This window comes from Shewanella aestuarii (genome assembly GCF_014647215.1).
Lineage (GTDB): Bacteria > Pseudomonadota > Gammaproteobacteria > Enterobacterales > Shewanellaceae > Shewanella > Shewanella aestuarii.
Genome location: NZ_BMOT01000007.1, coordinates 161,615 through 175,460, shown reverse-complemented (window position 1 = coordinate 175,460; position 13,846 = coordinate 161,615). Strand labels below are relative to the sequence as shown.

Genomic DNA, 13,846 nt, shown 5'->3' with positions numbered 1-13,846 from the left:
ATGCCATTCAGGCTTGATTTATTGATGTTGATTACCATGACTTTTATGCGCTTCTTTTGCTTACTTCTCACCGGCTTACTTTTGAGCGCTCCGCTGGGTGCGCAGCCCGCGCCATCTCAACTTGATTTGGCAATGAGCAACGTTCAATTAGATAAGAGTGTCACCTCTCCTGCTGCATTTTTAGGATATCCGCTTGGTGAGTGGCATTTACGTCATGATCAAATCAATTTCTACCTCAACACCTTAGCGAACCAAAGCCCAAGAGTCTCTTTAGATAGCGCAGGTTTTAGTCATGAAGCCCGAGAACAACTGACCGCTGTGATTACTTCAGATAAAAATCAGCGTAATTTAGCCCAGATCCTGCAACAACGCAGTACTGTAAAACAAGGTAGTCCCCAACAAGGGCCTCTGGTCATTTGGCTGGCATATTCAATTCATGGTGACGAAGCGAGCGGTGCCCATGCCGCCATCGCGTTTAGCTATTACTTAGCCGCAAGCCAAGAGCCTTGGGTAAAGCAGCTTTTAGAGCAGGCTGTAGTGCTAATCACCCCAAGCCAAAATCCCGATGGATTTGACCGTTTTGCTACCTGGGCAAACAACCATAAAGGCCAAACCAACGTCAGTGATGAAAACCATCGTGAGCATTGGCAAGATTGGCCAACGGGTAGAGGTAATCATTATTTTGCGGATTTAAACCGTGATTGGTTATTTTTACGTCATAAAGCGTCGCAAGGCCGTGTAGCATTTTTCCACAAATGGCAACCTCACTATGTTGGCGACTTTCACGAAATGTGGCATAGCCAATCTTACTTTTTTCAACCTGGAGTGATCGATCGCATCTACCCATTAACCCCTATAGCGAATCATGAACTCACCGAAAGACTCGCAGATTTTCACCGCAAAGCCTTAGATGAAGCCAAACAAGTGTATTTCAGTGGTCAATTATTTGATGATTTTTTCTATGGTAAAGGCTCAACTTATCCGGACATCAATGGCTCGGTCGGCGTATTGTTTGAACAAGCTAGCGCCCGTGGGCAAGCGCAAGCCTCTGCTAATGGCGTAGTGACTTTTCAAACCGCTATTGCGAATCATTTTGCCACTTCTATTTCCAGCGTCCAGGGTGCATTGGCACTTAAACAAGCGCTTATCAATTACCAAACCGAGTTCTTTAGCGACAAACAACCCAAAGAGCAAATACGCAGCAAAGGCCGCTTAATTCGCGCATTAAACGATACCGCGCGCCGCGATGAATTGATTCATTTATTCAACCAACATCAAATTCAATTTAATTACTTAACCAAGTCATTATTCCACTCTGGACAAGAATACCGCCCTATCGACAGTATTTTTGTTGCCGATAATCAACCTCAACAAGCATTATTAAACGCACTATTTGATAAACGAACCGATTTTAAAGATCCGACTTTTTACGATATTTCTACCTGGGATATTGAATCGGCTTTAGCCTTAAATGTGGTGCCAAATGTCACTCCTGATGTGGATGTGCTAACGACTCACCCTATGCAATATCATCAGCTTAATTTGCATAACAGCGCAACGCCGCCATGGCCGCAAAACAGTGTGGCGTTACTGATCAATTGGCAGCAATCACCCGCCAGCGGTTTTGTTAATCAGCTACTGACAAAAGGTGTGCAGGTTAAGTTTTCTAATCAAGAATTTAGTCTTAAGCAAACACAAAACCAGCAGACAATTAAGCAAAAATTTGTCGCTGGCAGCTTACAAATCCCTGTAAAGCAAACCGGAAAAAGCATAGCCGAAGTGAGACAATTGACCTGGGAAGCGGCAACAAAATGGCAGGTAGACGTTATCGCTACCGCAAGTTCAGCTAATTTTACCGGCATCGATTTAGGTTCTGACGATTTTACCACCATTAAACCTGTGGTTCCGATGATCATTAGCGGCTATGGCAGTGATGCTTTTGAAGTCGGAGAAATCTGGTATTACTTAGATAAAAAACTTTCTGTCCCCGTCAGCTTGGTAAATGCAGAGCGTATCAATAGTCTTGATTTAAGTCGTTATACCCACGTATTTATGACTGAAGGTAACTTTAGCAGCATGAATGATACTAGCGCCCGCAAACTGGGACAGTTTGTACAAAATGGTGGCGTGATTATCGCTCAAAAAGCGGCATTAACTTGGCTGAATAAACGTAATGTGTTGAGTCAGGAAGTACAAACAGAACGTTATTACCATAAACTGTTTAACAGTGATGGTTTACGCTTTAGCGATCAGGCCGCGTTTAAAGCTAAACAGCATATTGGCGGTGCTATTGTTAATCTCGCTTTAGACTCATCTCATCCATTAACCTTCGGTATGCCTAGCACAGTTGCGGTAATGAAAAACAAACCATTGGCTTTTGAAACCAATTCAGCACCTTTTACGGTAGCGGGACAATACCAAGATCAATTATTATCTAGCGGCTATATGGCACAGGAATATCAACGCGCCTTTGCCAACAAGCCCGCCATGATGGTAGAACGAAAAGGCAAAGGGGCGATTGTGGGTTTAGCAGATAATATGATGTTCAGAAATATTTGGTTAGGGAGCGAAAAAGTCTACGCCAACGCCTTGTACTTTATTCAGGCTGCACCTTAAACCCACGAATTAACGTAACTCTGGTGCTTCCGCTCGCGCTAGGCACCATGCCTGACTGGCAATCTGGTGTTGCTTTAATAATAGGGCAATCTCATTAATTGTGGTGCCAGTAGTCACCACATCATCAACAAGCGCAACATGTTGATATCGGGCAATGGATCCCTTTGCATTGAAATACTGTTGCTGCGCCTTAAGCGCAAACGCCTGATGGCAATTATCCCGTCGCTGTTTTCCATCAAGTCCAGCTTGCGGGCTAGTATCTTGGCATCGAAAAATAAATTGATCATCCATAGGGATATCTAGCAGCTCGCTCAACTGCTTTGCAATCAACCAGGCCTGATTAAAGCCTCGCTGACCTAAACGGTTCGCATGCAAAGGCACTGGAATAATAACCTGCGGCAAGTCAATTAAACCATAATTTACAAGTTGTTGTATGCGATATGCTAATTGCTGTGACAACACATTCAGGGCCGCCATTTGGCGATGATATTTAATCGCACTCACCAAGGGGCCAAACCCCTGATGGTAACTGCACGGGGCTATCACCTTGATAGGAAGACTTGCCATACATTGACCGCAGAACTCTTGCAGCCTTGTTAAAGGTTTAGCGCACCCCAGGCACACTTCTGTTTGATACAAACCACTGACTAAACACGTTTGGCAAATGCCTGTTAAAACCCTATTTGGAAATGACTGTTGATAGCCTTGTTGCTCAATCCTTTGCTGGCACAGCAAGCAGCGGTTAGGTAAACTGCAACGCAATTCGAAGATAAAATGATGCAACCACTGGCTTATTTTTGCCAACCAAGCCATGGAAGCAACATCAACATCCTTGTCATTTTTGTTGTAATTTAAGACTTTTTTACGCATTTTCACTATTCATTCCATTAAATAGAGGCAAAGTATTTGACCTACCCTAGACTGCATATCAATACCATAGGTGATGGCCAAGATATCGTGTTACTGCACGGTTGGGGGGTAAATGGTGCGGTATTTGAACCGTTAAAACAGGCACTAAGTCAGTATAGAGCGCATTACGTTGATTTGCCCGGTTTTGGCGACAGCCCTATGATTGAAGGTGATATTAATGACTGGGCTACTGCGCTAAGCCAACAGCTGCCAAATAACGCCATTTGGTTGGGCTGGTCACTCGGTGGTCTTGTGGCCACCCAAATCGCATTACGATTCCCCGATAAAATAAAAGCCCTGATCACGGTAGCCTCATCGCCTTGTTTCATGGCGCAGACCACTGAAATACCTCAACCATGGCCGGGAATTGCATCGGAGGTGATAGGGCAGTTTTCCACTCAGCTACATCAAAACCTGCCTAAAACCGTTGAGCGCTTCTTGGCGATTCAGGCCATGGGCAGTGAAACCGCTAAAGCCGATATCCTCAAAATCAAGTCACTGGTATTGGCCAAGCCGTTACCCTGCGAGGCGAGTTTGCAACAGGGTTTAGATATGCTGGCCGAAGTTGATTTACGCGATCAACTGCCCAATATCACACGCCCTTGGTTAAGAGTTTGGGGAAAATTAGATGGCTTAGTGCCCCGTAGATCAATAAACATGCTGACTAAAAATACAAATATGGAAGATGTTATTTTAGCAAAAGCCTCACATTCGCCGTTTATTTCACACACGAATCTGTTTATCGAGCACATAAATCACTGGCTTAACACGCTTAAAGCTTAGGGCCGTATATGGTCTCTAGTAACACTTTCACAACTCGATACAATTGGCTATAATTCAAACATATTGTCGGTAAAGCAAACATCTAGTGATGTTGTATTTATGCCTAAACACCGACTGAGGTGATTGACTATGTTGATTAATTCCCACTATCCACAAGTGCCTTTAGCAACCAGCAATGTTGCGACGGATCTTGCTCGAGTGGATAATCAACAAAAACCGCCCATTATTCCTCCGCAGCAACCGACAAAAAATCATCCTGAACGCGCCTTTAATCCACAAAATGAGCGCGCACCAGCATATAAAATTGTTGAACAAAAACAGCAGCAACAACGTTCTAGCAATCAACAACAAACCTCCCAACAAGCGGCGCTTAACCAACCTGTTAAAGTGACTGCAAGCAATTCACCGACAATTCAGCGTAAAGACATTCGTATTAAGCTGTCTACCTCGGCACAGGCAGAAACCACGACGCCGGATAATAAAAAAGCAGCAACTCATGCTTCAACACAAGATGCTGCTTATTTTCAATTGGTGCGTCAGCATGTTAGCCAATACTATGGCCAACACAAAACTTAATTAGACTATCCAATCACTCACCAAGCAGGTTACAAAAAAGCTTTTAACGAGCTTGGGTTTCAACCTCTTGTTTGGGTAAACTAAACCAGTGCTGGTTATAAGCCGCGCTGCCCCACAACGCCCAACCTAAAGCCTTTTCTGCCTGCTGAGTATCAAGCTCACGTGACGTTAATGTCTCGTTACTGAAATCATACACAAAGCTTTTTGCAGCTTGTTCAGGTTGTAATATGGTGACGTCTTTACCCTCTAAAAGAGCAAAGTTTTTATCATATTGCATTAGCGCTCTGCCCTGCCAACCTGGCGATTGTTGGGTTAAATCTCGCCCCAACATAGGGTAACTACCAGATATTCCAATCATAGATAATAACGTCGGCGCCATATCTATTTGGCTAACCACTCGAGGATCGCGCTTGGCTTCGACTCCACCACCCAAGATTAACCCAGGTATTCTAAAGCGTGAAATCGGCACTAAGCTGGCGCCACCAACACGACTGTCATGATCCGCCACTACCAAAAACAGAGTATCGTTCCAATAGTCAGCATTTTGAGCTTTCTTGAAAAACTCACCCACGGCGTAATCGGCATATTTCACCGCATTGTGCATGGTATATTGTGGCTGTTCATACAGCTCAATTCGGTTATCAGGAAACTCGTATGGATCATGGTTACTTGAGCTAAACACTAAGCTAAAAAACGGCTTGCCCTGTTTATGCATCTCAGTAAATTCATCATGAGCTCTGAATAATAAATCTTCATCAGAAACCCCCCAAGATGCTACAAACGCAGGGTCTTTATAGTCGTTTTGGTCAATGATTTGGCTAAAACCATTCCCTAAAAAGAAACTACGCATATTATCAAAATGACTTTCGCCACCATAAATAAACTGGGTTGAGTAGCCTTGACGTTTCAATAATTCAGCAATAGTAAAAAAGTTAGTTTGGCTTTTACCTAACTTAACCACAGCACGTGCCGGCGTAGGCGTAAAGCCCGTAGTAATTGCTTCAATGCCGCGAACTGAGCGGGTACCTGTGGCATACAGATTTTCAAAAAACCAACCTTGAGCAGACAGCTCATCGATACTTGGCGTTAAAGGTAATCCACCTAAGCTGCCTACAAACCTTGCCCCTAAGCTCTCCTGTAGAATAATCACCAAGTTTTTCGGTTTACCCTGATAACTCGCTTGGTTATAGGTCAAGCTTGGAAATTCACTAGAAGTAAATTCCTCAGGAGAACGACCACTTTGCTGGCGAATGATATCGATTATTTTTTGCTGTTCTAACTTACCGTAGACCTTAGAGGCATCTTGCTCGTTGCCCATTTGCTTAATCGCAAATGTTAATGAGTAACTTGAATTTAGCAGTAAAGAATTGACCAATGGATCGTCCGAAAACGCCACCAATGATGGATTTAATGGACGATGTCCCAGTGCTGAACGTGCGCCTAAAATGGTGATGCAAATAACAATAACCGCAAACACCGGACGCCAATACCAACGGGGAAATCTAACATTACGGGTTAAATAGCCAGATAAACGCCAGCCGCCATATAGGGTAGCCATCGAAACCACTAGAGCTAGTAGCAGCTCTAATTTTCTGCCCGCCCACAACATCGATAATACTTCTTTAGGATAAATCAGATACTCGACATATAAACGGTTAGGTCTTAATCCATATTCTTGAATAAATGACGGTGTCGATATTTCGAGAAAAACGATGAGCCATAAGCCAAGTGTTAACCAAACACGTAATAACACAGTCCACAATTGGCCGATTGCATGCTTGCCTGATAACAAGGCTGTCCCTAGGCCTGCAATGCCTAATAACCAACATAGAGTTGCAATATCAACACGCAAGCCTTGCAGAATAATATGAGACCAACCTTGGGCATCATTTACTCGCTCGATTTGCCATAACGACATGCCGAAACGACTCAAGGTGGTTACCGCTAGCATGATTAACGCGAACACTAAAATAGCTTTAAAACTATGGTGAGGTTTAGAATAACGTGCAGATTTTATGTAGTCTTTATTCGACCCTAGGGAAAATACTCCCATAAATAACTCCAATTTTTTATGCTATTATTTTTACGATATTTTTAGGGCGTTTTGTATTAGCAACACTTTCTGTTAATAAACTCAGTTCTAATAACATTGAGTTTTAACCACACTTGTTTTTATCGTACTTATTTTTAACAATTATACCTGTAAGTGATATAAATTATGGCAAACTGCGGCGAGCACGTTAACAGAATACCAACATGAGTCAAACATTGATTGGTGCAGTATTGCTCTATGATTACAGTATACTGGCAACAATCCATATCATAAAAACCTCTCTATGATAGTAATTTGTTGCCAGTTGGACGCTAAAAATAACCATTAGTTCATTTTAATGACATTCTCTTAACGGTTTGTTTTTAGCTATTCAATTAAGAGGTTATTTTAGGTAACGAAAAAGTAAACGCGATTCGATTGCTATCGACTAGGCCGAACGAAAAGTGATATTGATTCACCTGGGCGATGTTATCCACAATAGCTAAACCCAGCCCATGTCTGTTTTGATGTTGACGAGATTTTTCGGTTTGAAATAATGGCAGCGTTAATCGCTCTAAATCATCTTGGCTTATGCTATTGAGCAACTCATTTTCAATTGTGATCCCTACCTCTGATTTGTTGTTATGGCCAGGCTGTTTTTGTTCCACTAAACGAATAACTACCTTTGACTGCTGCGGGCTATAAAACAGGGCATTATCAATCAAATTATACAATACCGTGTGCAATGAAAATTCATCTGTTTGGCAATTCGCCCCAACCAACTCACTGATAATATTCACTCTGGCTAACGTACCAGCTCGGGAGGCATTTAATTCTGCGACTATTTTGGCAATACACGCTTCAATATCAATGACAGTTTGGTTTAATTGCAACCCTTCTGAAGACGCCTTTTGCAATAACAATAAATTATTAACTATGTCTTTCATTTTTAAACTAATCGCCAACACATCTTGCTTGTAACTCACACCAATACGTTCATCTTGGGGATAGCGAATATAGATTTCACTTAAACTAATTAGCTCACTAATTGGAGTTTTCAGTTCATGGGCGATATCTGCGGTGATCCGTTTTTCATTTTGCAGATGTTGGTGATTAAGCCTGATGAATTTATTCAGCTCATTTTTTACCGGCTCAATTTCGATGAACGCTTTAAAACTGTTAGGCAGTTGTAACTCAGTTTGCTGAAAATCAATGTTTTTGAGGGCTTGGTTTAACTCATTTAATGGTTGTAAACCTCGATGAATTAACTTCACCACGGCCCAACGCATAAATAAAATCACCAGCAATAAACCCACAGCTAGGCTGGAGTCGATAATAATCAGAATATGATTTAACTCTTCTTCTGACAGTGCCACAGTGAGCACCATGGGGGCAATATTTCCAGTGATGACACTTTGATATTTATCAGGCACCTGTGGTTCAAAAACAGACACCATTGCTCGCCCAGAACGCCCGTCGGGCAAAGTCACATCAAAAAATTGCTGCCCATTAATCGGTAAATCAACTTTAATGAGGTTGGTTTGGCCAAAATGTACTAATGACTCAGACCGTTCAAACACAGCGCCATCTTGCCACAGCTGAAAATACTCTCCCTTGGCAGGTAAAGTAAACTCAGGCATAAACTCACCGGCAAAATCAAATTCAACCCCAGCAGGCGACACTTTGATTAAGGTTTTAAGGTAATTAGACTTAAGCATTAGCGCATTATCAAATTCAGTGTCAATCCAGTTATCGATAATGATATCAACCACTAAAAATATCAGTATCACAATAATTAATACTGCCCAGGTCATACGATTAACTAAACTGCTTGCTAACGATTTCATTAATCTTCACCAACAAAGTAACCAAAACCGCGTTTATTTTTTATCGGTAAGCTTGCGCCCACTAATTTTGCTTTTTTACGCACCGCCGATAAATGGGCTTCGATAGTATTTTTCGATAAATGGCTAAATGAGCCAACAACAGCCTCACTTATTTGTTCAGGATTAAGCACTTGATTAGGGTTGTTAAATAAATACTCGATAATTTTGTATTCATTTTTAGTCAGCTCAATTGTAGTTTGTTTATAAATCAGTACTTTCTGATTATCATCAAGCAACAATTCACCCATGCGTACATTTTGTGAGTGTGAGGTAAGCTCACCACGACGCCCTAAAGTGACTAAACGCGCTTGAAGCTCGTCAAATGAAAAAGGTTTGGTGAGATAATCGTCAGCGCCAGCCAGCAAACCTGCAACCCGATCTTCTGTTAACGATTTGGCAGATAAAATAATCACCTTAGCTTGATTACCCAATTTACGGATACTTTTTAGCAAGCTAATGCCATCCACATTCGGCAGCATTAAGTCTAAAATAATAAAGTCATAGTGATTGGTCAGTGCCATGCTCAGGCCCTCAGAACCATCACCAGTTTCATCTACCGTATAGCCTAAGTGATCTAGCCCGACTCTGATCCCTCTGCGCAGTGCCTCAGAATCTTCAATTAGTAACACTTTCATTTATCTTCCTGCTATTCCATTAACGCATTCACCAGATCGACTATCTATGACTATCATTATTTCTCGGATAATCCATTAATAAAAGCTACTTTATTCTGCAATTCTGGCTGATATCAAGTTGGCTATTTCTTAAGTGAGTTTGTACTCCATATAAGCCCAACAAGGTATGAAAAAGATTGTCATGTGAGTGTTCTCCTTGAGTTGCTTGTTTAACAATACAGCTTCGATCAAGCATTTTTGACTCTGTATAGCTTTCAGGTAACCACATTAACCAAGGTACGTGAGTTTGTTGACTTGGGGCTATAGCATAAGGTGTACCATGCAGATAAAGCCCATTTTCACCTAATGATTCACCGTGATCCGATAAATACACCATGGCGACATTATATTCAGATGAATATTGCTCTAGCAATTCAATTGTTTGTGCTAATACATAGTCGGTATACACCAAAGTATTATCATAAACGTTAATAATTTCTGTATCGCTACAGTTCTCAATATCACTGCGTTCACAAGCTGGCTCAAATCGTTGTAATTTTTTAGGATAACGATTGTAATAAGTTGGACCATGACTACCTATAGTGTGTAAAGCGACCATTTGATTGGTTAACGCATGCTGATTTTTGTTAGCGACTTTCTCACTTAAATAAGCAGATAACTGCTGTACTAGTATTTCATCAAAACAACTTTGCCCATCACATAAAGCATTATCTAAAGATGCGGGTATCTCGTGTTTAATTATACGAGCCGCCACTTCTTTATCGCCGCCGTCATTATCAAACCACACGACTTCTACACCCGCTTCTTTCATTACATCAAGCACGTTATCCTGAGCATTGGCTTGTTCTCGATTGTAATTATCATGGGTAAAGTCAGAGAACATACAAGGCAATGAATGTGCTGTAGCCGTGCCACATGACGATACGTCATTAACAGCAATTAAACCTAGGTCTTCGGTGTAAGGATTGGTATTACGTCCATAGCCATAATAAGCCATATTTTCAGCTCGGGCAGTTTCGCCAACTACAAGTACAAATAAGGTGGGCTTATTATTTTTGCTATCCAACAAAGCTGCATCTTGTCCGCGTTCGGCATAGGGCAAGTGCTGAGTAAAATAAGTATTATTGAGATATTTAACAGTATTGAAGATATGGGCAGGGATAATCATTTTATTAAGATAGTGATTATTGCGACCAACTGAGGCGTAATCTTTATAAAAAAACAGTGTCACAATGCCAACTAATGCAAAGCCAATAACACCTAGCGCTATACGACGCAGTAATGTCCGAAACATTCCACCTGATGGTGCCATCGGCGTACACCATAGAAAAATACTCGGTAGCACGCCAAAGACAACGACATATAAAATAGAACGGGAACTAAGATAGGAAATCGCTTCTGATGAGTTTGTTTCGAAAATGTTTTCAATCATCGAGTAATCAAATAGCACATTATATTGCAGCATGGCATACATGGCTGCAGCAGAAGAGATAAGCAATAGCGTCAGCAGTGGCTTAAAAATAAATCGTGATGACAATAGACTAAATATAATAATAAAAAAACCGGTTAACACTAAGACTGGGGTGAGTGAAAAAATCAAATGTCCGGCTGTAGATAGCTGATATATACGTTCAACTATCGGAAAATTAATCACGATGGCGAAATACATCGCTATTAGCACAATCATCGCCTCTTTAGTCAGTACGACGGTTCGCCAATATGCCTTTATTTGTGATATTAATTTCAATTTTTTCGCCTAAGGTAAACTAACTTAGATGAATTATGCGCAATAAAACTTAAGAAGTGCTGAAGAAAAGCTGAATAATCACTTATTCAGTAAAACTTCAGTTGATGACAGACGAAAACAAAAAAAGCGCTTAATAATAAGCGCTTTTTGATGGTATATACCAACTAGTTTACTTTTTCATTTTAGCCAATGCATCTGCGAACGCATTGCCCATCGCAGCATTAGCAGGTGCTTTAGCCTTAGGTGGCGCAGAATTTCTGCCGGCATGTGCCGATTTATGGCCTTGATTAGTTGACTTACTATGTTTAGCCTGACCCGTATATTGTGATTTGCTGTCAGTACTAGCAGGTTGCGGCGTTTCATCAAGGCGCATACTTAAACTGACTCTGCGGCGCTCAATATCCACTTCCATCACTTTCACCTTCACCACATCGCCCGCTTTGACTACGGTATGTGGATCGCTAACAAACTTGTCGGTTAACGATGAGATATGCACTAAACCATCCTGATGCACCCCAATATCAACAAAGGCACCAAAGTTAGTCACATTGGTGACAACGCCTTCAAGGATCATCTCAACCTTAAGATCTTTCAGCTCTTCTACGCCATCTTTGAAATTAGCCGTTTTAAACTCACCACGAGGATCACGACCTGGTTTATCCAGTTCCGCCAGAATATCGGTGATCGTTGGTAAACCAAATGATGCCGTAACAAATTGCGCCGCATTGATACCCTTTAACAGTTCACTATTGCCAATGAGTTGGCCGACATCGTGTTTTGAGGTTGCCGCCATAGCTTCGACTATCGAATAAGCTTCTGGATGCACGGCGGAGCTATCTAATGGGTTATCACCTTGACGAATACGCAAGAACCCCGCGGCTTGTTCAAACGCTTTAGGCCCTAGACGAGCGACTTTCAACAATTGCTTGCGGTTAGTAAATTGACCATGTTCATCACGATAATCCACTACATTTTTGGCAAGGGTTTTATTTAATCCTGCCACTTGCGCTAATAATGGCGCTGACGCCATGTTTAAATCAACGCCAACACTGTTTACACAATCTTCAACTACAGCTTCCAACGATTGTGACAGCTGGCTTTGACTCACATCGTGTTGATATTGCCCAACACCAATCGCTTTAGGTTCAATCTTCACTAATTCAGCTAATGGGTCTTGTAAGCGGCGAGCGATGGAAACCGCGCCACGAATAGATACGTCTAGATCAGGAAACTCATTCGCGGCAAATTCCGATGCGGAATATACTGATGCCCCCGCTTCACTGACCATGACTTTAGTTAGGCGTGGATGACTTTCTTTGACCATGGCGATTAACTCGCCCGCTAACTTGTCGGTCTCACGCGAACCAGTGCCGTTACCTATGGCAATAATTTCCACCTTATGCATACCAATCAGGTTTGATAAAGTTTTAATCGATTTATCCCACAGGTTTTGCGGTGCATGGGGGAAAATAGTGGTGTGGGCGACTAACTTGCCCGTGTTATCAACAATCGCCACTTTTACGCCAGTGCGAATACCAGGGTCTAACCCCATGGTAGCTTTCGCGCCAGCAGGGGCTGCCATCAATAAATCACCTAAGTTACGAGCAAACACTTTAATGGCTTCTTCTTCTGCGCTTTCACGCATTTTGGCGATAAATTCGGTTTCCATCTGTAAGGCAATTTTAATTCGCCATGTGGACGTGACTACCGTTTTTAACCATTGATCAACGCTCGAATCAGTTAATTTAAGGTTGAAATGATCACTAATGATCACTTCGCAGTAACTTCCCTGACTTGCTTCAGTCTCTGGATCAGCATTAATACTTAAACTTAGAATGCCTTCATTACGGCCGCGTAACATTGCCAAAGCTCGATGAGAGGGTACTTTGGTAATGGCTTCACTTTGTTCAAAGTAATCGCGAAATTTAGCACCTTCTTTCTCTTTGCCTTTGACAACTTTACTTTCAAGCACGGCCTGCTGCGTTAAGTGCTGGCGAATTTTTAGTAGTAACTCAGCGTCTTCAGCAAAACGCTCCATCAGAATATATCGCGCGCCATCTTGCACCGCTTTAGCATCAACAAACCCCGCATCTGGGTTAATAAACTCTGCCGCTTTGGCATCAATATCAAGGGTGCGATCTGCCAGCAAAGTATCAACCAAAGGTTCGATACCCGCCTCAATGGCAATTTGACCTTTGGTTCTGCGTTTAGGCTTATAAGGTAAATACAAATCCTCCAGACGTGTTTTACTATCAGCATCATTAATTGCTTGGGCTAAAGACGGAGTTAACTTACCTTGAGCATCAATGCTAGATAAAATAACTTGGCGGCGATCGCTCATTTCAGTTAGGTAAGATAAACGAGAATACAGCTGGCGTAATTGAGTATCGTCTAAACCACCGGTTGCTTCTTTGCGATATCGTGCAATAAAGGGCACTGTGGCGCCATCATTAAGCAGGGCTATGGTGGCGTCGACTTGTTGTTGGCGAACATTCAATTCTTGAGCAATCAGTTGGGCAATATTTTGCATAGCAGGAGTTATATAAACTTAAATTTTAACATTGGCCCACAATACCACAAACCATCGAAAACGTGATATCGCTTGTCGCCATTCAGACCATCTTTAGATAACAAATGAAAATGATTTAACAATTCGCTACAA

9 protein-coding genes are annotated in these 13,846 nt (G+C 41.9%); 3 read left to right on the top strand and 6 right to left on the bottom strand.

Annotation, left to right across the window (positions count from 1 at the left end; genetic code table 11):
• Positions 1-2,616, top strand: a complete 2,616-nt coding sequence (locus IEY03_RS11855; RefSeq protein WP_229778300.1) for a M14 family zinc carboxypeptidase — start codon at positions 1-3, stop codon at positions 2,614-2,616.
• A 9-nt stretch (positions 2,617-2,625) separates the two neighbouring features.
• On the opposite strand, the gene IEY03_RS11850 is transcribed toward IEY03_RS11855, so the two are convergent.
• Positions 2,626-3,486 (bottom strand): ComF family protein, encoded by an 861-nt coding sequence (locus tag IEY03_RS11850; protein ID WP_229778310.1) that lies wholly within the window; start codon positions 3,484-3,486, stop codon positions 2,626-2,628.
• Between the two features lie 36 nt (positions 3,487-3,522).
• Here IEY03_RS11850 and bioH point away from each other — a divergent pair, with 36 nt between their 5' ends.
• A complete protein-coding gene (gene bioH, locus IEY03_RS11845) occupies positions 3,523-4,308 on the top strand; it encodes a pimeloyl-ACP methyl ester esterase BioH (RefSeq protein WP_188841910.1) in 786 nt (261 codons plus the stop codon).
• Between the two features lie 129 nt (positions 4,309-4,437).
• The gene (locus IEY03_RS11840; RefSeq protein WP_188841908.1) at positions 4,438-4,884 is read left to right on the top strand and encodes a hypothetical protein; all 447 of its coding nucleotides are present in this window, start codon (positions 4,438-4,440) and stop codon (positions 4,882-4,884) included.
• A gap of 43 nt (positions 4,885-4,927) precedes the next feature.
• Here the strand turns inward: IEY03_RS11840 and IEY03_RS11835 are convergent, their stop codons facing one another.
• The 5 genes from IEY03_RS11835 to IEY03_RS11815 all read right to left on the bottom strand — a co-directional run bounded on the left by IEY03_RS11835 (position 4,928) and on the right by IEY03_RS11815 (position 13,714).
• Entirely contained in the window at positions 4,928-6,937 is a 2,010-nt protein-coding gene (locus IEY03_RS11835; RefSeq protein WP_188841906.1) for an LTA synthase family protein, read from the bottom strand.
• A gap of 374 nt (positions 6,938-7,311) precedes the next feature.
• On the bottom strand, positions 7,312-8,763 hold the full coding sequence (locus IEY03_RS11830; protein ID WP_188841904.1) for a sensor histidine kinase: 1,452 nt from the start codon (positions 8,761-8,763) through the stop codon (positions 7,312-7,314).
• A complete protein-coding gene (locus IEY03_RS11825; RefSeq protein WP_188841902.1) occupies positions 8,763-9,437 on the bottom strand; it encodes a response regulator transcription factor in 675 nt (224 codons plus the stop codon). The genes IEY03_RS11830 and IEY03_RS11825 overlap by 1 nt, the downstream gene beginning before the upstream one ends.
• An 85-nt stretch (positions 9,438-9,522) precedes the next feature.
• The gene (locus IEY03_RS11820) at positions 9,523-11,184 is read right to left on the bottom strand and encodes a phosphoethanolamine transferase (RefSeq protein ID WP_229778298.1); all 1,662 of its coding nucleotides are present in this window, start codon (positions 11,182-11,184) and stop codon (positions 9,523-9,525) included.
• 169 nt (positions 11,185-11,353) lie between these two features.
• On the bottom strand, positions 11,354-13,714 hold the full coding sequence (locus IEY03_RS11815; RefSeq protein WP_188841900.1) for a Tex family protein: 2,361 nt from the start codon (positions 13,712-13,714) through the stop codon (positions 11,354-11,356).
• Between the last annotated feature and the right edge of the window lie 132 nt (positions 13,715-13,846).